The organism is Methanothrix harundinacea 6Ac (genome assembly GCF_000235565.1).
GTDB classification, from domain to species: Archaea; Halobacteriota; Methanosarcinia; order Methanotrichales; family Methanotrichaceae; genus Methanocrinis; species Methanocrinis harundinaceus.
This window is the reverse complement of record NC_017527.1, coordinates 1,384,363-1,402,890: the sequence shown is the minus strand read 5'-3', so window position 1 is coordinate 1,402,890 and position 18,528 is coordinate 1,384,363. Positions and strand designations below refer to the sequence as shown.

The following is an 18,528-nucleotide window of genomic DNA, read 5'->3' as shown; positions in this document are numbered from 1 at the left end:
GGGGTCTCCTGGAACCCACCGCAAAGCCTATTATCATCCAGCATATTTCGGGCGATCTATGGCAAATCTGAACGTGGCGATCCTCGGTCCCCAGGGCTACGCCAAAGAGGTCGGGAAGAAGGGAACCTCCACCGACATCACCTTCTACAACCTGAAGCGGGGCGAGAGCACCGTCACCATCGTCGAGCCGACGCGCTACCCCGAAAGGCTCGCCCCCCTCTTCTTTGCGGCATCCCTCGCCAAAAAAGCGGTTCTAGTCGTCGATGCGATCGACGCCGCCTTCGGCGAGGGCGTAATCATGCTCCAGGCCCTCGGGATAAGGGAGGGGTACATCATCCTCCGAAACTACCTCGACCCGGGGAGGGTCAACCCCGTCATCAAGGGGACGGTCCTGGCGGAGTACGAGCAGATCGATGACGACCCCATCGCCCTCCGGGAGAGGCTCCTCGACGAGGCGGACAAGCTCCAGGAGGCTACCCCGTCCCCGGAGGAGCGGGGGGGCGCGATCCCCGTCGACCACTTCTTCAACGTCCGGGGGATAGGGACCGTCGTCCTCGGCACCATGGCCGAGGGGGTCATCAGAAAGCACGAGACCCTCCGGGTCCTCCCGGGCGATAGGACCGCTCAGGTCCGGTCGATCCAGAAGCACGACGACGACTTCGACTGGGCCCGGGCCGGCGACAGGGCGGGGATCGCCCTCAAGAACATAGAGGCCGATGAGCTGGACCGGGGCGACGTCCTCGCCAGCGACGAGGCCCTCAGATCGGAATCGAGCCTATCCGCCAGGGCCGAGCTGATCCGCTACTGGCCCGCCCCCCTCAAGGAGGGGATGGTCCTTCACATCGGCCACTGGATGCAGTTCCTCCCGGCGAGGGTGGCCTCCGTCGAGGCGGGGGAGGACTGGAGGAGGCCCCTTCTGAAGCTGGAGCTGGAGAAGCCCCTGGTATACCGGCCCGGCGACCGGGCCGTCATCTGCCCGCTGGAGGGGAGCAAGCTCCGGATCGCCGGGATCCTGGAGCTTCCTTAAAGGCGGCTCACTCCACCAGGACGGCGGTCCCGCTGGCGGAGACCATCAGCATCCCGCCGTTCTGGCCGAGGGTCTCATAGTCGAGGTCTACGGAGAGGACGGCGTTGGCGCCGAGCCTCGCCGCCTCCTCCTCCATCTCCGAGAGGGCGATCTCCTTCGCCCGCCGGAGCTCCTTCTCATAAGCCCCGGACCTTCCGCCGACGATGTCCCTGATCCCGGCGAAGAGGTCCTTGAAGATGTTGGCGCCGAGGATCGCCTCGCCGCTGACGATGCCGAAGTACTTGACAACTCGCTTGCCATCTACGCTGGGGGTGGTTGATATCAACATGACATCCCCTGACTACCTCGTTGTTAATCATCCTGACGATGGAGGCCGGGATCATCCCCCTTCGAGGGCTCTATCGAGGTATGGTATAAAAAAAGGGCTGAAGGGGGGAGGGATCGGACCCTCCCCTCAGTTCTGCCGGAGCCCCTCCTGCCAGCGGAGGAGCCTCTCCTGGACGACGAACCTGAAGGTCCGATCGATGAGGAGGCCCAAAAGGCCGAGGACGATCATGTAGAGGAATACCAGATCCATCATGTGGAGGGAGTAGTAGTCCCAGAGCCGGTAGCCGAGGCCGCTCCTCGTCGAAGCCCCGAACATCTCGGCGGCGACGATGCACATCCAGGCGATCCCCATGGCGATCCTGATGCCGGCTGCTATCGACGGCAGGGCCGAGGGGATGGCGACGTACCTGATGAGGTCCCGGTTCCGGGTAGCCCCCAGGACCATCGCCGACTCGACGTAGATCCTGGGGACGCTTCTAAAGCCGACGTAGGAGTTGATCAGGATCGGGAAGACCGCCCCCACGAAGACTATGAACCCCGCCGCCTGGGGCGTCAGGCCGAACCAGATGATGGCAAAGGGGATCCAGGCGAGGGGCGGGATCGGCCGGATCAGCTCGACGATGGGGTCGAAGACCCGGTCGGCGACCCGGGACCATCCCATGGCCATCCCTATGGGGAGCGCCACCAGAAGCCCAGCCGCCATCCCCATGGAGAAGTGAATGAGGCTCACCCGGAGGTCCACCCAGAGGATCGTCTCCCACTGGCGGAGGAGGGCGTCGACTACCTGGAAGAAGCTCGGGAGCTTGAGGGGGTTTGCTATGGCGGCGGCCAAAAGCTGCCAGACGACGATGAGCCCCATCACCGATAGGGCTTCAACCCCGTGATCTGCGATCCCATCCCTCACCCTCTCAACCAGGGGCGAATCCGATCTATCCACATCCTCTCTCCTACCAGGTGCCAATCGTCCCATCTCTCCTCCTCAGCTCGCCACCCGGTCGTAGAAGGTGGTGTCGAAGAGGTCGTCCACACCGAGGAGCTTGCCCCCGGTGTAGCCCAGCTCGTAGTTGACCCGGGCAAACTCCGTCACCGACGGGATGATCTGGTGAGGATCGCTGATCCAGGCTCCGTCCCAGCTCCTGATGGAGTGCTCTATCACCGTCAGGTTCTGATTGGTCTTGGCGGTGTATATCGCAGCAGCCCTCTCGGGGTTCTCGTTGATGAACTCCGTGGCCCTGATGTGGGTTTTGATGATCTGCTCCACCAGCTCCGGCTCCTCCCTCATCAATTTGCCGCTGACGACGAGGCAACAGCAGGCGTGGTCGGGCCACATCTCTCCCGAGGCAACGACGGCTTTGCCATTGCCGGCCAGCTCGATGATCGAGGGCGCAGGGTGGGGGAGGAAGACGGCGTCGACCCTTTTAGCCGAGATGGCGGTGACGGCGGCCCCAGGGTCCATCGACTTTATGTCCAGTCCGTCTGGATCGACCCCGTTATCCAGGAGCCATTTCCTGAAGACGGTATCCTGGATCGACCCCGGCGGGAAGGTGGCGACCGTCCGACCGACCAGGGACTTCGGACCATCGTACGCCACCTCAGGCCTCACCACCAGGTCAGACCCGTTCTTCTGGACGGCGGCGACGATCTTGGCGTCGAGCCCCTGGGCTATGGCGCTGATGGGCGGGGCGGCGCCTACGTAGGCTATGTCCAGGCTTCCTCCGAGCATCGCCTGCATCTCAGGAGGGCCTGAGGGGAACTCGAAGTCCTTCACCTCCTCGATCCCGAAGGGCTTCAGGTCCGCAAGCCACCATCCCTCCTCCATCGCCACCATCTCAGCGACCTGATGGGTGCTGGGCTGGTAGCCGATCCGCAAAGTCGTAATCTTTGCCTTATCCGAATCGGTGCCTAGGCAGCCGAGGGCGATGAGGGCGACGAGGCCCACCGCCAGGGCTGCGAGAATAAGATCTCTCCTCAAAGGTCATCACCAGAGGAGGGAGGAGGGGGTAAATATATAGCATTTTCCGGCATGGCCGATATTTCATCCCAAAAGTACTAATATTTAGAAATTATTCTACAATTAGATGACATACGCCGAGAAGTTGATGAGGGCGGCCTTCGCCTCCGACGAGAAGCTCCGGGAGGCTATGAAGGAGGTCCTGGCGGAGCTGGGGCTCTCCGCCCGGGAGTTCAGCGCCGTCTCCTCGATACCCCAGTCCACCCTCTACAAGATCATGTCCGGCCACCGGGAGCCGAACATCACCACCCTCCGACAGATAGTGAAGACGATCAGGGATCTCGAAGGGGCCGAGACCGGCTTCATAGCCGTCATCGCCGCCAGGCCGGTCCTCGACGAGATCAAGGAGAAGAGGACGAGGATCGGCGATCGCCTCCTCGTCCTCCGGGAGTACTCGGCGACGAACATCGAGGAGGCGATCGTCGCCGCCGTCCGGGCCGAGAGGGACGGGGCCGCCGCCCTCGTCTGTGCTCCAATCGTCAGCCCGACGGTGGAGAAGCTCCTATCGATCCCCGTGGCGACGATAATCCCAAGGGAGAGCCTCGTCCGGGCCATCGAGGTGGCGGCTAGAAAGATCGAATGAGACGGGGTCTTATTCGGACGGCGGGAAGGGTCGAAGCCCCCGATCCATCTCGTAAGGCTTTTATCGATGGGGCGCCGAAAAGCCGATATAAAGGGTATTGTGGGGTTTATTTATGAGAACGGTTAGCATATTGGCATTTCTGGCCCTCGTCGCTCTCAGCTTCGCCGCCATAGGCGCGGAGCCGGTGAGCGTCGGAGGAGATTTCGGGGCGGCATGGCTGAAGAACCTCCCGTACCAGCCCACGGCGGCTACCGACGAAAAGGACGGCCTATGGAGCTGGGGCGGAACGCCCCGTTGGATGACCATCGCCAACGGAACCCTGGAGAAGGTCAATCAATCGTCGAACGCCGTGGATTACCTGTACCCCGGCACCTACGGCAGCAGCGGTCATTCTGACGACCCATGGATCGAGGCCCAGCTTACGGGAAAGGTTCAGACGACTCTTCTGAGCCAGATGATAAGATATAATCATACCTCCGACGGCTGGGTCGGCTTCCTGGGCCTTCCATTGCCCCCGTGGTACTCCTAATGGCTGTTAAGAAGATCAGCATAGCGGCTCTCTTCAGCAGACTGCAGGAGGTCCACCCCGACCTCAGAGAGATATCCGCGGGGGACGTGGTGGTGGCGAACTGGGTTAGGCTGAAGTGCAGGTACGGCTGCCAGGCCTACGGAAGGCACCTGGGATGCCCCCCCTACTCGCCGACGCCGGAGGAGACCCAACGGGTGCTGGAGGAGTACAGAGTCGGGGTCATAGCCAGGTTTGAGGCGGTGGCGGACCCCGCCTTCCCGCCCCAACGCCTCCACCACCACCTCTGGGGGTCGATCAACGCCGTCCACGAGACGATATTCCAGCTGGAGAGGTCCGCCTTCCTCGCAGGCTACTACAAGGCCTTCGGGTTCAACGCCCTTCCCTGCACCTTCTGCGAGACCTGCATCCCCGAGGAGAGGGAGGGAGCTATCGATCTCACCGAAGTCAGGAGCTGCAGGCACAAGAACAAGGTCCGCCCCTCCATGGAGGCCTCCGGGATCGACGTCTTCGCCACCCTGGAGCGGGCAGGATGCGACCTTGCGGTCCTCGACTCCTACTCGAAGGGGGTCGCCCTCTTCGGCCTCGTCCTCCTCGACTGAAGGCTGATCCCAGGGAGAGCCCGCCGGCCATCCCCTCCTATCTCATCTCATCCTCTGGAGGAGGCGATGAGGAGGTCGGTGGGGTCGAGGAGCCCCCGGGGCCTTCCGGGACCAAACCAGTTTCCTCCCCGGTACCTCTCCGAGGATTCCGGCCGCGATGCATAGAGCTCCAGGTGGAGCATGGCCGTCCTCCCCCGGTCCTCCAGTCCTCTTATGTAGGCGGGGGCTCGATCGTCGATCTTCATGGGGTTCAGCACCGATCCCACCCGCCCCAGGATCTGGCCTGATTCTATGCGGTCGCCGACCCTCACCTCTGCACTGGCGAGCTCCGCCAGCTTGAAGAAACGGCCCCCCTCGTCCTCGACGAGGAGGTAGAGGGTCTCGTTCCAGTAGGGGACGGACCGGGGGTTGGTGAAGGGCCCCACCTCCAGGACGGTCGCCTCGCCGATGGAGGCGACCTTTGACCCGGCCGGAGCGTAGAGGTCGACGCCGCAGTGGCGCCGGTCTCCCCGATCCTCCCAGAAGGAGCCCGGCGACCCCGGGGCCGGGACCAGCCTCTCGACTCCGGGGAGGGGCCAGGCCCCGCCCTCCGCCGCCGAGATCCGCCTCATAGATGGTCCCCGAGCTCCGCGATCGAGCCCAGGATCAGGTCGGGAGAGATCCCCGAGGGAGCCACCGCCTCCTCCCGGTACTTTCCAGTCCTCACCAAAATCCCCTTCATCCCGACGTTCTTTGCCCCGCCGACGTCGGAGTTTATGTCGTCGCCGATCATCGCCGCCTCTTCGGGGGAGGCGCCCAGGTCCCGGAGGGCGAGGGCGAAGAAATCGGGGGAGGGCTTCCCCACCAACTCCGCCTTTCTCCCCGAGGCGTACTCCAGGGCGGCGACGAAGGGGCCCGCAGCGAGGGTGAGGCCGCCAGCCCCCATCCAGTACCTGTCCTTCTCGAGGGCGATGATCCGGGACCCCTCCATCACCATCCGGAAGGCCCGGTTCAGCCGGTCGTAGGTGAAATCCGCCTCGGCGTCCCCCACCACCACGCAATCCACCCCCTCCTCGGCTACGCCGACCCCGGCCTCATCGAAATCCTCCCGGAGGCTCGGCCCCGCAACGAGGAAGCACCGCTCATTCCGAGACCGGAGCCGCCCGGCGGCGGCGACGGCGGGGGTGAAGATCTCCTCGGCGGAGATCTCAAACCCGAGGGCTCCGAGGAAGCCCGCCAGCCCCCTTCTGGACTTCGAGGTGGTGTTGGAGACGAACCTGCGGCGATACCCCCTCTCCTCCAGCTGGGCGAGGGCCTCTTTAGCCCCGGGGATGGGGGTCTTGTCCACGTAGAGGACCCCGTCCAGGTCGATCAGAAAGGCCTCAGCATCGATCGTTCCCATCCCTCCTGGAATCTGAGGTGATCCTTCATCCCTCTTCAAGGGACCGGTCGAGAACTAAGAAACTATCCCATCGAAGGAGGGGAGGCAGACTCCCGGGGGCGACAAGAAGAGATGGGAGAAGGGAGATGCTGCAGGCCCCTCCCCATCGTCGCCGCCGCGGGAGGGAGAGCCTCTCCACCCATGAATCCTCCTCGGAGGGAGGCGATGAGGGGAGACCTTGATAAGGGAAGGGAGCAGGCGGCTCAACCGGTAGAGAGGGGTTTTTACCCTCGTCGAGGGCGATGGAGATGCCAGGTCGGAAGGTCGCAAGGGGGCTTCAGGTCATGGACATCAGCTCGAGGCGGACCCGGTCCTCCTCTTCGGTGGGGGACTCCGCCTCCCTCCTCTCCCCCGGCTCATCGTCCTCGGGGATGTAGGAGAGGTAGAGCTTCCTCCTCTTTCCCTGGGTGAGCTTGACGTGGGCTGGGTCCATATCCACAGCCCGCTTCATCACCGTTATCACCGTCGTCTTATTCAGGCCGAGCATCTCCACCAGCTCACTGGTGGTGTACCTCCCGGGCCGCTCCCTCAAAAGGTCTATCAGGGTCTCGGTGTGGCCGTCGAGGGCGTTTCCTTCGGAGACCTTGGGAGCCCTGCCGACGGAGGACTTCGCATGTCTGGTCTTCATCTGGCTTTTGAGATCTGCCACCTCCTTTGAGAGGTGGTCCACCTGGTCGATGAGCCTCCCCAGGAGATCGACGTCCTGCTGCTTTGCGGTCAGCATGTTGGAGATGTTCTCCACCGCCAGAATGAGGCCCATCATAGCCCGGTTCTCTTCCAGCTCCCGCTCACTGTCTGACACTTTGTTTTTGTAAACTTCCAAAAGTTCTTCAAACATTACTTCCATTCCCCTTATATCTCCCCGTACATCTTGTTCTCAATCTAGTCCCCCTCTCCTGAGGCGTCGAAAATACTTTAAGGTAACGTGGTCACAATCCAAGTATAAATAGCTTTCTTTAATATTGGGGATGAGATTCTTCCAGCCTATTCATCGGACCACAATATTGTCAATGTACGGGATGATTGCCGATCTCCGGAAGAGGATGGAGGCCGATGGGATGGGCCCCCGGGGCTTCTATCCCACCGTCCTCGAGAGCCTCTCCCTCACCAGCCCCGGAAGCTTCCCGATGTCGTCGATCACCTCGTCCGCCGCCTCCATCAGCTCCTTAGGCGGGCGGCTCTCCTGCTGGACCGTCAGGACCCCCAGGTCTGCCGCCTTCAGGGCGTACCGATCGTTGAGGCCGTCTCCCACCATGACGACCAGCTTATAATCGTCCTTCAGCCCCTCGACGATCTCCTCTTTGCGGCGGGGCTTGGAGGCGGGGTATATCCGCTCCCTCTTTATCCCCCGGCACCTGGTGAGGACCGAGAGGCTCCGCATGCTGTCGCCGGAGGCGACGTAGATATCGGCCCCCATCCCCTCCAGCTCCGCCAATGCCTCCTCCAGGGCAGGAAAGGGCCTACCTCCGGTGCTGACGGAGTGGGTCACCACCCCCGCCTCGACGTCCACAATCAGCCCCGCAGTGCAGTAGAAATCGGGGCATCTGGCGGAGACCGCGGCCAGGGTCTCCTGAAGGTTCGCCACCTCCGCCCCGGAGCGGAGGAGGACCGAGAGAGCCTCCTCATCGGAAACGGGAAGCCTGGAGCAGCTCACCTTTACATTCCTCTCCCTCCCCCGGAAGAAGACAGCGAGGGGCATCTGGGGCGGCGCCCCCAGGACCTCCTCGGGATGGAGCTGGGGGATCACCAGGGCCCTCCTACCCCCCTCCATCACCAGCTCCATTGTGACGATCCCCTCCAAGAGCCCCTCCTGGGAGATCTCCTTCGCCACCCGGTACATCTCCAGCATGGTGCCAGCAACGTCGAATATCACCGCCAGATCTCCGGACATCGGAGGGGCTGTGAATTGATGGAGAGATCAAACTGTCGGTCCCGGAGGAGATGGGGAAGGCCCCGACCTTCATCCGTCTTGATCGGCCGCATTGCCAGAGACTGGAGCCCTCGTCCCGGGGACCGAAGCCCTTAAATAAGACAAATGACGTAGTAGGATACGGCAGTTGTCGGCTGCCAGTCCTCCCTCCTATACCTCCCTCCATTTTTTTCCTTTTTCATCCTGACCAGCTCCAAGACCATCTTCGAGGCCCCCATACATCACCTCAAAGGGTCGTCGTCCCGGGGCTCCCGTCTTGAGGTGGTTTAGGGGGAGGCTAGAATAAGGATTACTTCCATAGTCAGGAGAAAAGAGTCGGTGAGGAGTCAGCCTTGAAGAGGTATCGAGCCATCTTACATCTTGCAGAGAAGGATCGGGCGAGCCTTGCCCTGAACAACGTAAATAACCTCCTGGCAGATCTGGGGGACGATCTGGTGGAGGCGGAGATCCTGGCCAACTCCGAGGGGGTGGCCGCCCTCCTCAAGGCCTCCCCCCTCGGCGAGAGGGTCGAAGAGCTGGCCGCCCGGGGAGTCCGGTTCGCCGTCTGCTCCAGGACCCTCCGAGCCATGGGGATCGGAGAGGAGGAGGTGATGGCCGTCGCCGAGGTCGTCCCCACGGGGACGGGGGAGCTGGTGAAGAGGCAGTCGGAAGGGTGGGCCTACGTCAGGCCCTAGCCGGCCAAAGGCCGTATTGGGGGATAGATAGACCTCCGCCCGATCCTCCGGATCTGATCACCGCTCCCCTCCCATGAGGCCGCCCTCCTGCCGGAGGGCTTCGGATATCAGATCTCCAATCGCCCTCTGGCTCTCCTCGGGGGTCCTGACGGTGTTGACCATGAAGACGGGGACCCTCGTGAAGAGCTCCCGGAAGAATCCGCTCCGGAGGGCCCCCTTGAACTCGTCCTTCACCAGGAGGTGGGGGTTATAGTAGCCGTTCTCCTCCAGGATCGAGAGGGCCTCACCGGGGGAGAGCCTCCTCTTTATCACCTCATCCTCGGGGTCGCGCTTCAGGATTATCACCGCCGAGAGGGTGGTGAGGGGGAGGATCCTGCCCTTGCCGATGGCGAGACGGAGGTCGACGACCCCCCTCCCCTCCTCATCGAACTCTGCCTTCTCGATGAGCCCGCCAAACTCCCTCCAGATCTCCGAGAGCTCCGCCCTGATGTAGAAGTTCTTCTCCGAGCCAAAGGCCAGGACGTCGTCGCCGTAGATCCGGGCGAAGAACCAGTCGTCGGAGACGACCCGGGTCTCGGGCCTCCTCAGGAGGCCGTAGGTGTGGGTCGTCTTTCCCGCCCCCGACCCGCCCAGGAGGCAGATCCCGCGGCCCCGGAGGTCGAGGCAGGCGCCGTGGACGGAGTAGATCCCGTGCTGGTCCTCCAGGACGTCCCCGGCGGCGCTGAGGGCCAGGGACTTGATCCAGCCGTAGTAGGTGACGTTGACGAGGAAGGCGGTCTTGGACTGGGGGTCGTAGAAGACCCGGTCCTCCCCCATCTCGGGGTCGCTGACGACGTATAGCCTCGCGTGGGACCTTATGTTCTGGGATATGTTGTAGAAGTTCTCTTCCCACCGGTCCCTCACCTCCTCCGATCCAGTGAGCAGCTTGATGCAGCAGCCATAGATCTCCGACTTCACCTCATACCTCACCTGGAGACCGTACCGCTCCGCCAGGTCCCCCTTCTCCTCCTTCGATATCAGCTTCACCTGGTATGCCATATCCTGCGCCTCCCTGGATTGCGCCGCCATCCCCTAATGGGCCCCATTCAACGATCGGGGATTCATCCGCCCCTCGTCTCGTCCCTCTCCCTGATCTCGATCCTTCTTATCTTGCCGCTGATCGTCTTGGGGAGGGCCTCCACGAACTCTATGATCCGAGGGTACTTGTAGGGGGCGGTCACCTTCTTGACGTGGTTTTGGAGCTCGACCTCCAGCTCCTCCGATGGGGTGTGACCCTTCGTCAGGACGACCGTCGCCTTCACCACCTGTCCCCGGAGGGGGTCGGCGACGCCGGTGACGGCGCACTCCATCACCGCCGGGTGGGACATGAGGGCGTTCTCCACCTCGAAGGGGCCGACCCGATAGCCGGAGCTCTTGATCATGTCGTCGGTCCTCCCGATGAACCAGAGGTAGCCGTCCTCGTCCATCCAGGCGGTGTCCCCGGTATGATAGTAGTCGTCGTGCCAGGTGTTTCTCATCCTATCGGGGTCGAGGTGGTAGTCGATAAAGAGCCCCGGGGGCTTTCCCTCGTCGGTCCTGATGACGATCTCCCCCTCCTCCCCCACATCGCAGATCCGGTCGTCCTTGTCGACGAGGACTATGTCGTAACCGGGCGACGGCTTCCCCATCGATCCGGGCTTCGGGTTCATCATCGGAAAGTTGGCGATGGCCACGACCGTCTCCGTCTGGCCGTACCCCTCCATCAGCCGCAGCCCCGTCGCCTCGAAGAATAGGTCGTAGACGGTGGGGTTGAGGGGCTCGCCGGCGGTGACGGCGTACTTGAGGGAGGAGAAGTCGTACCTCGACATATCCCCCTTGATCATGAAACGATAGATCGTCGGCGGGGCGCAGAAGGTGGTGACACCATGCTTGGTCGCCATCTCCATCATCCTGCCGGCGTCGAACCTGTCGTAGTCGTAGGCGAAGACCCCCGAGCCCGCGATCCACTGGCCGTAGATCTGGCCCCAGACGCACTTCGCCCAGCCGGTGTCGGCGACGGTGTAGTGGAGGCCGTCCTCGACGACGTTCTGCCAGAACTTCGCCGTCAGGATGTGGCCCAGGGGATATGTCTGGTCGTGCTTCACCATCTTGGGGTAGCCGGTGGTCCCGGAGGTGAAGTAGGCGAGGAGGACGTCCCCGTTCTCCGTCGCCTCTCGCCCCGGGGGCCGCTCAAACTCCGGCGAAGCCGCCGCCAGCTCCCGGCGGAAGTCGAGCCAGCCGGGCCTATCGACGCCGTCGCCGACTAGGGCCCTGACGGGCTTCGCCCCCTCGAGATCCCGGCAGGCTCCGTCGACCTCGTCGGGGACGCCGTCCTCTGCGATGGAGACGATCATCTTGAGGTCCGCCTTGCTGATCCGATAGGCGATGTCCTTCGCCCTCAACATGTGGGTCGCCGGGATCGCCACCGCCCCTACCTTATGGAGCCCCACCATGCATATCCAGAAGTCGTACCGCCCCTTCAGGGTCAGCATGACCGAGTCCCCCTTTCTTATGCCGCACTTTTTAAATAAGTTTGCCGCCTGGTCGCTCCTCCGCTTCAGCTCCCCGAAGGTGAGGATAAGCTCGTCGCCCCGGTCGTTGCACCAGACGAGGGCTTTTTTATCAGGTGCCATTTCGGCGTAGACGTCCACCACGTCGAAGGCGAAGTTGAACCTCTCCGGCACATTTATCTTCATATTATTTTTAAATTCTTCGTAAGCCTCGAATTCCGTCCCTGATACGAACCTGGAAACCAATGACGACATATAGACCCTTCCTGGCGCTGGGGCTCGTGGACACCCTTACCACCGGCCCTCCTTGATCGTCAGACCCCGGTGGAGGGGCGAATCATCGCATCCCCGGGAGCGGTCGACCTCATTTGCCAGAGCTCCGAGGCCGATGGCTCATTATCCGCCTCCGAGAACGGCTCCCTCCAGCCGAATCTCCGCCGCCTCTCCCCCGGGCCGCGGATCTCGCGACCGACCTTTGGGGGGAGATGATCCAAGGATCCGGCCCCGCATCGCCTCCCGACTAGAAGGGGCTTTGATATAAATGATTAATCCTGAGAGTGGTGCCGCCGCCCGGTCACCAACACCTTTTTTAAAAGGCTATGCCGAGATCGAGGTGTGATACTGGGCGTCCTATTCTCCGGAGGGAAGGACTCGGTCTACGCATGCAGGAGGGCGATGGAGACCGATTCGGTCGCCTGCCTCATAACGATGGTATCCGCAAACCCCGACAGCTACATGTTCCACACCCCCAACATCGCCTGGGCGGGGCTCATAGCCGAGGCGGTCGGAGTCCCTCAGCTCAATTGGCCGACGGCGGGTGAAGAGGAAGCGGAGCTCTCCGACCTCTCCGACGCCATCGCCGCCGCGGTGGACGAATACGGGGTCGAAGGGATCGTCACCGGGGCGATCGAGTCGGTCTACCAGGCGGCCCGGGTCCAGCGGATCTGCCGGGAGCTGGACCTCTGGTGCTATAACCCCCTCTGGCAGATCGACCAGCTGGAGTACCTCCGCCTCCTCGTCTCCGAGGGGTTCGAGGTGATCATCACCGGGGTCTTCGCCTACCCCCTGGACGAGTCCTTCGTCGGCGCCAGGATCGACGGTCCACGGATCGAGAAGCTCGAAGACCTCCGGGACCGGTACGCCATCAACCCCTCCGGGGAGGGGGGGGAGATCGAGACGATAGTCCTCGACGGCCCCGTCTTCAAGAGGCGGGTCGAGGTCCTGAAGGCGGTGAAGGAGTACGATAATTATAGAGGACGTCTCATAATCAAAGAGGCGAGGCTGGTGGAGAGGTGATCCTCCTCGTCGACCTCTGCTTCAGGCCCCGGTCCCTCTCGAGGCGCGAGTTCGTCGATCCCATCGCCCGCATCGTGAGCCGGGCCGGGTCCGAGTTTGAGGTCGTCCACTTCACCGAGGTGACCGAAGACGAAATCCTGAGGGCCGACCGGATCGTCCTCTGCGGCACCGCCCTCAAAGACGACCTCTACCTTCGAAGGATAGACCTGTTCTCCTGGATCGGAGATCTCGATAAGCCCGTCCTCGGGATCTGTGCCGGGATGCAGGTCATAGCCGCCCTCTTCGGCGGCGAGGTCGTCCCCCAGCCGAAGATCGGCCTCGAAGCTATCGATATCGTCGAGGAGACCCCCCTCCTCGGGACGCCCCGGCGGATCGAGGGCTACCACCTCCATAACTTTGGCGTTACCCTGCCTCAGGGCTTCGACCTGGTGGCGGGGCGGCCCGGAGAGGTGGAGGCCATCAAGCACGCAGATAGGCCCGTCTACGGGATCATATTCCACCCCGAGGTGAGGAACCGGTGGATAGTGGAGAGATTTGATGCTCTCCCTCTGAATGAGATCCGTTGAACCTCCGGGTGAACAAAGCCGGTGGAGGTCCGATGGCAAAAAGGAGCCTTCCCGGAGATCATGGCAGCCATCGGAGACGGGCCAATCCTCAGAGGCGGTCGCCTCCGAGATGTCCCAGATCTGGGCGGTCTTCCCTTCACCGATTATGGAAAGGACCTGGCCGCTTCTTGAAGGCCGTGGAAGCCTCTTCCAGAGCCTCTCCTGCTGAGGGATTCGGGACCGTAGCAATCGAATCCACCTGCCTGCCTTCTATGAGGATCTCGGAACGGTCCGCGTTATCACCCCCCGGATATCCCATCCTGAAGAGGACCTGCCCCTGGCCATCAGTAAATGCAGAAGCCGTCATATCCGCCTTCAAGTAAGCGAATATACAAACCTTCTTAAACCTTCTGATACTTGAAGGGAGGGAGGAGGTTTTCTTCCTTGGAGGAGGTCATAAGATCGATAACCGACCCGGAGATCCTTTCGCAGATCGAGAGGGTCGTCCCCTTTCACGGCTACCTCAGCACCGGCGTCTTCGTCGGCATCCAGATCTATGACATAGCCCGAAGGACGCTGGGATTTTCGGAAGGAGATAGGCTCTTTGTCACCTGCGAGACTTCGAGCTGCCTGCCCGACGCCTTTCAGGTGCTGGGGGGTTGCACCATCGGAAATAAGGGGCTCAGAATCGAGAACCTGGGGAAGATGGCGGCGACGATCTCCAGGCGGGCTCCCCGAGGTGCGGAGAGGGTCAATGGCAAAAGGACCGTCCTCGACCCGGCCAAGACCGCCTCCTATCCGAGGCTTCACTCCTGGCAGATGAAGATCGATAAGGTTCCTCATGAGGAGGCGATCTCGGACCTGATCAGGGCCGAAGAGGCGGTTTACACCTGGGGGATGGTGGACCTCGAGGTTTTAGAAAAGCCGGAGAAGAGGATCGCCGTCTGCAACTCCTGCGGCGAGAGCTTCGTCCTTCAGGGAGATGAGAGGAGCTGCAAAAGCTGCGCTCAACGATCGAAGAGCAATATTGAGATCGGTTCTGCGGGGATTAGATGAGAGAGGTGCTTCTGGAAGAGAGGGGGGAGAAGGCCCAGGTCTATCTTCCCGAGAAGTGCATAGGTTGCGGGACCTGCGTCCAGATATGTCCCAAAGGAGAGCTGGTGATAGGCTCTGTGGGGGCCGTCGCCCGGGGGCTGATCGATAAGGAGTTCCTCGAGAAGCGAAATAGCGGGGGATGCGTCTTCTGTGCTTTATGCGCCCGGGTCTGCCCTACCGGGGCTCTGGAGGTTAGAGTTTCCGGCAAGGCGGAGAAGGACGATTCCTACCTCAACTTCGCCCTTAGTCCCACCCTGGTGAATGAACGATGCGTCCACTGCGGCCTCTGCGCCGAGGTCTGCCCCCAAGGCTGCATCGAGCTCGAGGATAGACGGCTCGCCGAAGATGGCAGCTTGAGACTGGAAGGAAAGATTCAGATAGACCTCGATCGATGCGTCCACTGTGGCTGGTGTGCCGCCGTCTGTCCGAAAGATGCCATCACTTTTCAGAAGCCCTTCGCCGGAGAATTCTTCCGGGACGATCAGATCTGCCAGGCCTGCAGAACCTGCGTCGACACCTGTCCCGCCAACGCCCTCTTCAACCGCTCCTGGCGGCAGGGCGAGATCGTGGAGAAGGTGACCCACCGGAGGGACGCCTGCATCTACTGTGGAGCCTGCGCCCAGGCCTGCCCGGTGGCCGCGATCTCCGTCAGAAAGACGGCGATCGTTCCGGAGATGAAGGGGAAGAAGGCCTTCGAGAAGAAGCTCTCCGAGGCCGCGCCCCGGCCGACCCTCACCTCCATCTTGAAGACCGACCGGGACGCCTGCCTCGGCTGCGGAAACTGCGTCATCGTCTGTCCCGTCAACGCCCTCTCCGACCCGTATCTTGCAGCGGGCCACCTCAACGAGCTGGAGAAGAAGCCCCTCCTGGAGGTGGAGAACGGGGCGATCGTGGTGGTCGACCAGGATGTCTGCGGCTCCTGCGCCACCTGCAGCCTGATCTGCCCGACGGAGGCGATATGGCTTGAGAAGAGGGAGGTGGTCTGATGCCGACGATGTTTATCAAGAACGGTCACGTCTTCGACCCCCTCAACGGGATCGACGGCGAGGTGATGGACGTCTTCATAAAGGACGGAAAAGTAGTAAATGACCTATCCGGAGCCGATCTCGCGTGGGCGGAGACTATCGACGCCAGGGGAAAGACGGTGATGCCGGGGGGCGTCGACTCCCACGCCCACGTCGCCGGAGCGAAGGTGAACGCCGGAAGGCTGATGCGCCCCGAAGACCACATCGGCTCCGTGAGGCATAGGACCGAGATCGCCCACTCGGGCTCCGGCTACACCGTTCCCAGCGTCTACAAGCAGGGGTACGAATACTCGGCGATGGGCTACACCACCGTCTTTGAGGCGGCGATGCCTCCCCTGGAGGCCCGGCACACCCACGAGGAGATGAGGTCAACCCCCATGCTCGACATGGGAGCCTACCTCGTCCTTGGAAACAACTGGTTTTTGATGCGCTACCTCCACCAGGGAGAGATCGAAAAGGCCGCCGCCTACGTCGCCTGGATGATGAAGACCCACAAGGCCTACGGGATCAAGTGCGTCAACCCCGCTGGGGTCGAGAACTGGGGCTGGGGCAAAAATGTCCACTCCCTCGACGAGCCGAACATCCACTTCGAGGTGACGGCAAGAGAGGTGATCCACGGCCTCGCCGAGGTGAACGAGAGGCTGGGGATGCCGATCTCGCTCCACCTGCACGCAAACAACCTCGGCCACCCCGGAAACGCCGAGATCACAAAAGACTCCCTCGCCATCCCCTCGGACTTCGCCCCCGTTCAGAAGATGGGGGTAGAGTGGGCCGAGACGAAAATGGACCCCCATCGAGCCCAGAGCGTCTACCTCGCCCACGCCCAGTTCAACGCCTTCGGCGGCACGAGCTGGAGGGACTTCGAGTCCGGGGCCGAAGGTCTCGCCAGGTACGTCAACAAGGCCGACCACGTGGTGATCGACAACGGGGCAGTCCCCTTTGGGCCAGCCACCTGCATGACCGGCGACGGCCCCTCGATCCACGACCTCTACGTCCTCGCCGGGATCGGGGGGCAGAAGTGGTCGAACACCGACGTGGAGCTGGAGTGTGGCTCGGGGGTACTACCCTTCACCTACCTGAAGGGTAACCCCATCAGCGCCATCCAGTGGGCGATAGGCCTGGAGATGCTCCTCATGGTGGACGACCCCTGGAAGACGATCATGACGACAGACCACCCCAACGGCGGGGTATTCACCAAGTACCCCCAGGTGATAGCCTGGCTGATGTCGAGGCGGGCGAGGGATGCGACCGCCGCCGAGTGCCATAAGTGGGGGTACGATCGGTCCAGCCTCGGCGGGGTCGAGAGGGAGATGACCCTCTTTGAGATCGCCATCTTAACCAGGGCCAACGCTGCCAGGACCATCGGCATGGCGTATCGGAAGGGCCACCTGGGGGCGGGGGCTGACGGGGACGTCGCCGTCTACGACATCGACCCCGAGAATTTCAACCCCGCCGACTCCGATGAAGTGATAAGGGCCTTCAGCCGGGCCGATCTAACCATAAAGGACGGAAAGGTCGTCGTCAGGGACGGGGAGATCGTCAACATCCCCGACGGGAGGAGGTTCTACTGCAAGCCCGAGGTCGACGAGAGTCTTACGAAAGATATGATGGCTGACGTTCGTGAGTGGTTCAAGTACTACACCATCGGCTTTGCGAACTACCCGGTGCCGGACAAGTATCTGAGGAACCCGGAGGCGATCGTCGTCAACGGCGCTGAGGGGGGATGGTGATGGTTCTGACCAGGAAAGTGAGGCTCTCCCCAAAGGGCGAGATCGAGATAATGATCGAGGCGGAGTCGATCTCACCGGACATCTTCGCCGGAAGGTCTGAGAGAGAGATCGGCAGACTTGCGGTCTGGCAGGGGCCGAGAGGGGCACATATTTCGGAATTCTTTGATATTGATGTGACGGATGAGAAGACGGTAGATGGGGTATCGGCGGTCGATATCCTGATCGACGGCGACGCGTCACGGGTCAAGAGGATCGGCCAGAGGATGACCTCCGGCAGGATCGAGATCCGCGGCTCGGCTGGGATGCACCTCGGGTCTGAGATGGCCGGAGGCGAGATCCGAGTGAGGGGGAACGCCGGCCCCTGGGCGGGGATGAACATGACCGGAGGCCTCCTGGAGGTCGGAGGAGACGTCGGAGATCACGCGGGCTCTGCCTACCGGGGCAGCTGGCGCGGCATGACCGGCGGGAAGATCCTCATCTGCGGGAATGCGAGAAGCCAGCTCGGTGGGGGGATGGCCGGAGGCGAGATCGTCGTCGGAGGCAGCGTTGAGAACTTCTGCGGCATCCGGCAGAATGGCGGCCTGATCGTGGTGGGAAAAGACGCTGTCAGGGGAGTCGGGGCCGAGATGGTCGGGGGATCGATCGTCGTCCTAGGCAGGATCCAACAGTTCACCCCCGGCTTTGTTGCCGCGGGCTCCGAGGTCGACCCGACGATCGGAGGCCGGAGGGTCGAGGGGATTTTCGCAAAGTTCACCGGAGATTACGCCATAAGCAAGAGCCCGAAGGGGGTCCTCTACGCCAGGGAGGCGATGATATGAGCCTGGTCGTCCTGCTGAACAGCGGGAGCACCATAAACGAGGGGAGGCTCGCCAAGGGCGGAGACAAGTTCACCGAGGCCTACAAGATGGAATGCGCCGTATGCTCCATTAATCCCGCAGACTTCGAGGTCCTGGGGCGGCCCAATAGGGTCAGGGTCGCGGAGGTGGATGGAAGCCGGAGCGTGGCAGTCCATGCCAGAGAGGACGGGTCTATCCCGCCGGGGCAGGTCTTCATGCCGCGAGCGATCTGGGCGAACGTCGTAGTCGATCCCGAGACCTTCTCGACGGGCTCGCCCCTCTACAAGGGGGCACAGGTGTTGATCGAGCCCACCGAGGATGAGGTGTTGAGCGCTAAGGAGATCACAAAGATGATTATGAGGAGGGGGTGAAC

At 62.3% G+C, this 18,528-nt stretch carries 22 protein-coding genes; 12 read left to right on the top strand and 10 right to left on the bottom strand.

Going from position 1 to position 18,528, the window contains the following annotated elements; all coding sequences use genetic code 11:
- Positions 1-58: 58 nt before the first annotated feature.
- The gene (locus tag MHAR_RS06695) at positions 59-1,027 is read left to right on the top strand and encodes an EF-Tu/IF-2/RF-3 family GTPase (protein ID WP_048144463.1); all 969 of its coding nucleotides are present in this window, start codon (positions 59-61) and stop codon (positions 1,025-1,027) included.
- Positions 1,028-1,034: 7 nt separating this feature from the next.
- Here the strand turns inward: MHAR_RS06695 and MHAR_RS06690 are convergent, their stop codons facing one another.
- From MHAR_RS06690 to MHAR_RS06680, 3 genes are all read right to left on the bottom strand, one after another.
- Positions 1,035-1,355, bottom strand: a complete 321-nt coding sequence (locus MHAR_RS06690; protein WP_048144462.1) for a heavy metal-binding domain-containing protein — start codon at positions 1,353-1,355, stop codon at positions 1,035-1,037.
- A 126-nt stretch (positions 1,356-1,481) separates the two neighbouring features.
- Positions 1,482-2,291: an ABC transporter permease gene (locus MHAR_RS06685; RefSeq protein ID WP_014586851.1), complete on the bottom strand. Its 810-nt coding sequence runs from the start codon at positions 2,289-2,291 to the stop codon at positions 1,482-1,484.
- Positions 2,292-2,333: 42 nt separating this feature from the next.
- Positions 2,334-3,326, bottom strand: coding sequence for an ABC transporter substrate-binding protein (locus tag MHAR_RS06680; protein WP_014586850.1), 993 nt, complete (start codon positions 3,324-3,326; stop codon positions 2,334-2,336).
- A 106-nt stretch (positions 3,327-3,432) separates the two neighbouring features.
- On the opposite strand from MHAR_RS06680, the gene MHAR_RS06675 reads away from it, so the two are divergent.
- From MHAR_RS06675 to MHAR_RS06665, 3 genes are all read left to right on the top strand, one after another.
- Positions 3,433-3,948 carry a helix-turn-helix domain-containing protein gene (locus MHAR_RS06675; protein ID WP_014586849.1) on the top strand — a complete coding sequence of 172 codons (516 nt, stop codon included), beginning with the start codon at positions 3,433-3,435 and terminating at the stop codon, positions 3,946-3,948.
- 112 nt (positions 3,949-4,060) lie between these two features.
- Positions 4,061-4,477, top strand: a complete 417-nt coding sequence (locus tag MHAR_RS06670; protein ID WP_048144461.1) for a hypothetical protein — start codon at positions 4,061-4,063, stop codon at positions 4,475-4,477.
- Positions 4,477-5,076, top strand: coding sequence for a DUF2284 domain-containing protein (locus MHAR_RS06665; RefSeq protein ID WP_014586847.1), 600 nt, complete (start codon positions 4,477-4,479; stop codon positions 5,074-5,076). The genes MHAR_RS06670 and MHAR_RS06665 overlap by 1 nt, the downstream gene beginning before the upstream one ends.
- Before the next feature lie 47 nt (positions 5,077-5,123).
- On the opposite strand, the gene MHAR_RS06660 is transcribed toward MHAR_RS06665, so the two are convergent.
- The 5 genes from MHAR_RS06660 to MHAR_RS14070 all read right to left on the bottom strand — a co-directional run bounded on the left by MHAR_RS06660 (position 5,124) and on the right by MHAR_RS14070 (position 8,644).
- Positions 5,124-5,687, bottom strand: coding sequence for a M23 family metallopeptidase (locus tag MHAR_RS06660; protein WP_014586846.1), 564 nt, complete (start codon positions 5,685-5,687; stop codon positions 5,124-5,126).
- Entirely contained in the window at positions 5,684-6,457 is a 774-nt protein-coding gene (locus MHAR_RS06655) for a TIGR01458 family HAD-type hydrolase (RefSeq protein WP_048144460.1), read from the bottom strand. Before MHAR_RS06655 ends, MHAR_RS06660 begins: the two co-directional genes overlap by 4 nt.
- A gap of 316 nt (positions 6,458-6,773) precedes the next feature.
- A complete protein-coding gene (locus tag MHAR_RS06650) occupies positions 6,774-7,298 on the bottom strand; it encodes a hypothetical protein (protein ID WP_228369514.1) in 525 nt (174 codons plus the stop codon).
- Positions 7,299-7,571: 273 nt separating this feature from the next.
- Complete coding sequence (locus MHAR_RS06645; RefSeq protein ID WP_048144458.1) at positions 7,572-8,387, bottom strand: HAD family hydrolase; 816 nt, start codon at positions 8,385-8,387, stop codon at positions 7,572-7,574.
- 131 nt (positions 8,388-8,518) lie between these two features.
- Positions 8,519-8,644, bottom strand: a complete 126-nt coding sequence (locus tag MHAR_RS14070) for a hypothetical protein (RefSeq protein ID WP_266335501.1) — start codon at positions 8,642-8,644, stop codon at positions 8,519-8,521.
- Between the two features lie 114 nt (positions 8,645-8,758).
- Between MHAR_RS14070 and MHAR_RS06640 the strand changes: the two genes are divergently transcribed.
- Positions 8,759-9,100 carry a DsrE family protein gene (locus MHAR_RS06640; RefSeq protein ID WP_014586842.1) on the top strand — a complete coding sequence of 114 codons (342 nt, stop codon included), beginning with the start codon at positions 8,759-8,761 and terminating at the stop codon, positions 9,098-9,100.
- Positions 9,101-9,157: 57 nt separating this feature from the next.
- Here MHAR_RS06640 and MHAR_RS06635 read toward each other — a convergent pair whose 3' ends face one another.
- Positions 9,158-10,138: an HPr kinase/phosphorylase gene (locus MHAR_RS06635; RefSeq protein ID WP_014586841.1), complete on the bottom strand. Its 981-nt coding sequence runs from the start codon at positions 10,136-10,138 to the stop codon at positions 9,158-9,160.
- A gap of 62 nt (positions 10,139-10,200) precedes the next feature.
- On the bottom strand, positions 10,201-11,883 hold the full coding sequence (locus MHAR_RS06630; protein ID WP_014586840.1) for an AMP-binding protein: 1,683 nt from the start codon (positions 11,881-11,883) through the stop codon (positions 10,201-10,203).
- A 360-nt stretch (positions 11,884-12,243) separates the two neighbouring features.
- On the opposite strand from MHAR_RS06630, the gene MHAR_RS06620 reads away from it, so the two are divergent.
- The 7 genes from MHAR_RS06620 (at position 12,244) to MHAR_RS06585 (ending at position 18,526) form a co-directional block, all read left to right on the top strand.
- Positions 12,244-12,924, top strand: a complete 681-nt coding sequence (locus tag MHAR_RS06620; RefSeq protein ID WP_014586839.1) for a diphthine--ammonia ligase — start codon at positions 12,244-12,246, stop codon at positions 12,922-12,924.
- A complete protein-coding gene (locus tag MHAR_RS06615; RefSeq protein ID WP_014586838.1) occupies positions 12,921-13,490 on the top strand; it encodes a type 1 glutamine amidotransferase in 570 nt (189 codons plus the stop codon). The genes MHAR_RS06620 and MHAR_RS06615 overlap by 4 nt, the downstream gene beginning before the upstream one ends.
- Positions 13,491-13,913: 423 nt before the next feature.
- Positions 13,914-14,525 carry an FmdE family protein gene (locus MHAR_RS06605; RefSeq protein WP_014586837.1) on the top strand — a complete coding sequence of 204 codons (612 nt, stop codon included), beginning with the start codon at positions 13,914-13,916 and terminating at the stop codon, positions 14,523-14,525.
- Entirely contained in the window at positions 14,522-15,550 is a 1,029-nt protein-coding gene (locus MHAR_RS06600) for a 4Fe-4S binding protein (protein WP_014586836.1), read from the top strand. Before MHAR_RS06605 ends, MHAR_RS06600 begins: the two co-directional genes overlap by 4 nt.
- Positions 15,550-17,319 (top strand): formylmethanofuran dehydrogenase subunit A, encoded by a 1,770-nt coding sequence (locus MHAR_RS06595; RefSeq protein ID WP_014586835.1) that lies wholly within the window; start codon positions 15,550-15,552, stop codon positions 17,317-17,319. Before MHAR_RS06600 ends, MHAR_RS06595 begins: the two co-directional genes overlap by 1 nt.
- Positions 17,313-18,137: a formylmethanofuran dehydrogenase subunit C gene (locus MHAR_RS06590; protein ID WP_014586834.1), complete on the top strand. Its 825-nt coding sequence runs from the start codon at positions 17,313-17,315 to the stop codon at positions 18,135-18,137. The genes MHAR_RS06595 and MHAR_RS06590 overlap by 7 nt, the downstream gene beginning before the upstream one ends.
- Positions 18,134-18,526, top strand: a complete 393-nt coding sequence (locus tag MHAR_RS06585) for a molybdopterin dinucleotide binding domain-containing protein (protein WP_014586833.1) — start codon at positions 18,134-18,136, stop codon at positions 18,524-18,526. The genes MHAR_RS06590 and MHAR_RS06585 overlap by 4 nt, the downstream gene beginning before the upstream one ends.
- Positions 18,527-18,528 lie beyond the last annotated feature (2 nt).

What these genes read in the sequence shown, in the direction of transcription:
- MHAR_RS06695 (WP_048144463.1), top strand. Translation starts at nt 59, where the DNA reads ATGGCAAATCTGAACGTGGCGATCCTCGGTCCCCAGGGCTACGCCAAA.
- MHAR_RS06690 (WP_048144462.1), bottom strand. Translation starts at nt 1,355, where the DNA reads ATGTTGATATCAACCACCCCCAGCGTAGATGGCAAGCGAGTTGTCAAG.
- MHAR_RS06675 (WP_014586849.1), top strand. Translation starts at nt 3,433, where the DNA reads ATGACATACGCCGAGAAGTTGATGAGGGCGGCCTTCGCCTCCGACGAG.
- MHAR_RS06670 (WP_048144461.1), top strand. Translation starts at nt 4,061, where the DNA reads ATGAGAACGGTTAGCATATTGGCATTTCTGGCCCTCGTCGCTCTCAGC.
- MHAR_RS06665 (WP_014586847.1), top strand. Translation starts at nt 4,477, where the DNA reads ATGGCTGTTAAGAAGATCAGCATAGCGGCTCTCTTCAGCAGACTGCAG.
- MHAR_RS06660 (WP_014586846.1), bottom strand. Translation starts at nt 5,687, where the DNA reads ATGAGGCGGATCTCGGCGGCGGAGGGCGGGGCCTGGCCCCTCCCCGGA.
- MHAR_RS06655 (WP_048144460.1), bottom strand. Translation starts at nt 6,457, where the DNA reads ATGGGAACGATCGATGCTGAGGCCTTTCTGATCGACCTGGACGGGGTC.
- MHAR_RS06645 (WP_048144458.1), bottom strand. Translation starts at nt 8,387, where the DNA reads ATGTCCGGAGATCTGGCGGTGATATTCGACGTTGCTGGCACCATGCTG.
- MHAR_RS14070 (WP_266335501.1), bottom strand. Translation starts at nt 8,644, where the DNA reads ATGGGGGCCTCGAAGATGGTCTTGGAGCTGGTCAGGATGAAAAAGGAA.
- MHAR_RS06635 (WP_014586841.1), bottom strand. Translation starts at nt 10,138, where the DNA reads ATGGCATACCAGGTGAAGCTGATATCGAAGGAGGAGAAGGGGGACCTG.
- MHAR_RS06630 (WP_014586840.1), bottom strand. Translation starts at nt 11,883, where the DNA reads ATGTCGTCATTGGTTTCCAGGTTCGTATCAGGGACGGAATTCGAGGCT.
- MHAR_RS06600 (WP_014586836.1), top strand. Translation starts at nt 14,522, where the DNA reads ATGAGAGAGGTGCTTCTGGAAGAGAGGGGGGAGAAGGCCCAGGTCTAT.
- MHAR_RS06595 (WP_014586835.1), top strand. Translation starts at nt 15,550, where the DNA reads ATGCCGACGATGTTTATCAAGAACGGTCACGTCTTCGACCCCCTCAAC.
- MHAR_RS06590 (WP_014586834.1), top strand. Translation starts at nt 17,313, where the DNA reads ATGGTGATGGTTCTGACCAGGAAAGTGAGGCTCTCCCCAAAGGGCGAG.
- MHAR_RS06585 (WP_014586833.1), top strand. Translation starts at nt 18,134, where the DNA reads ATGAGCCTGGTCGTCCTGCTGAACAGCGGGAGCACCATAAACGAGGGG.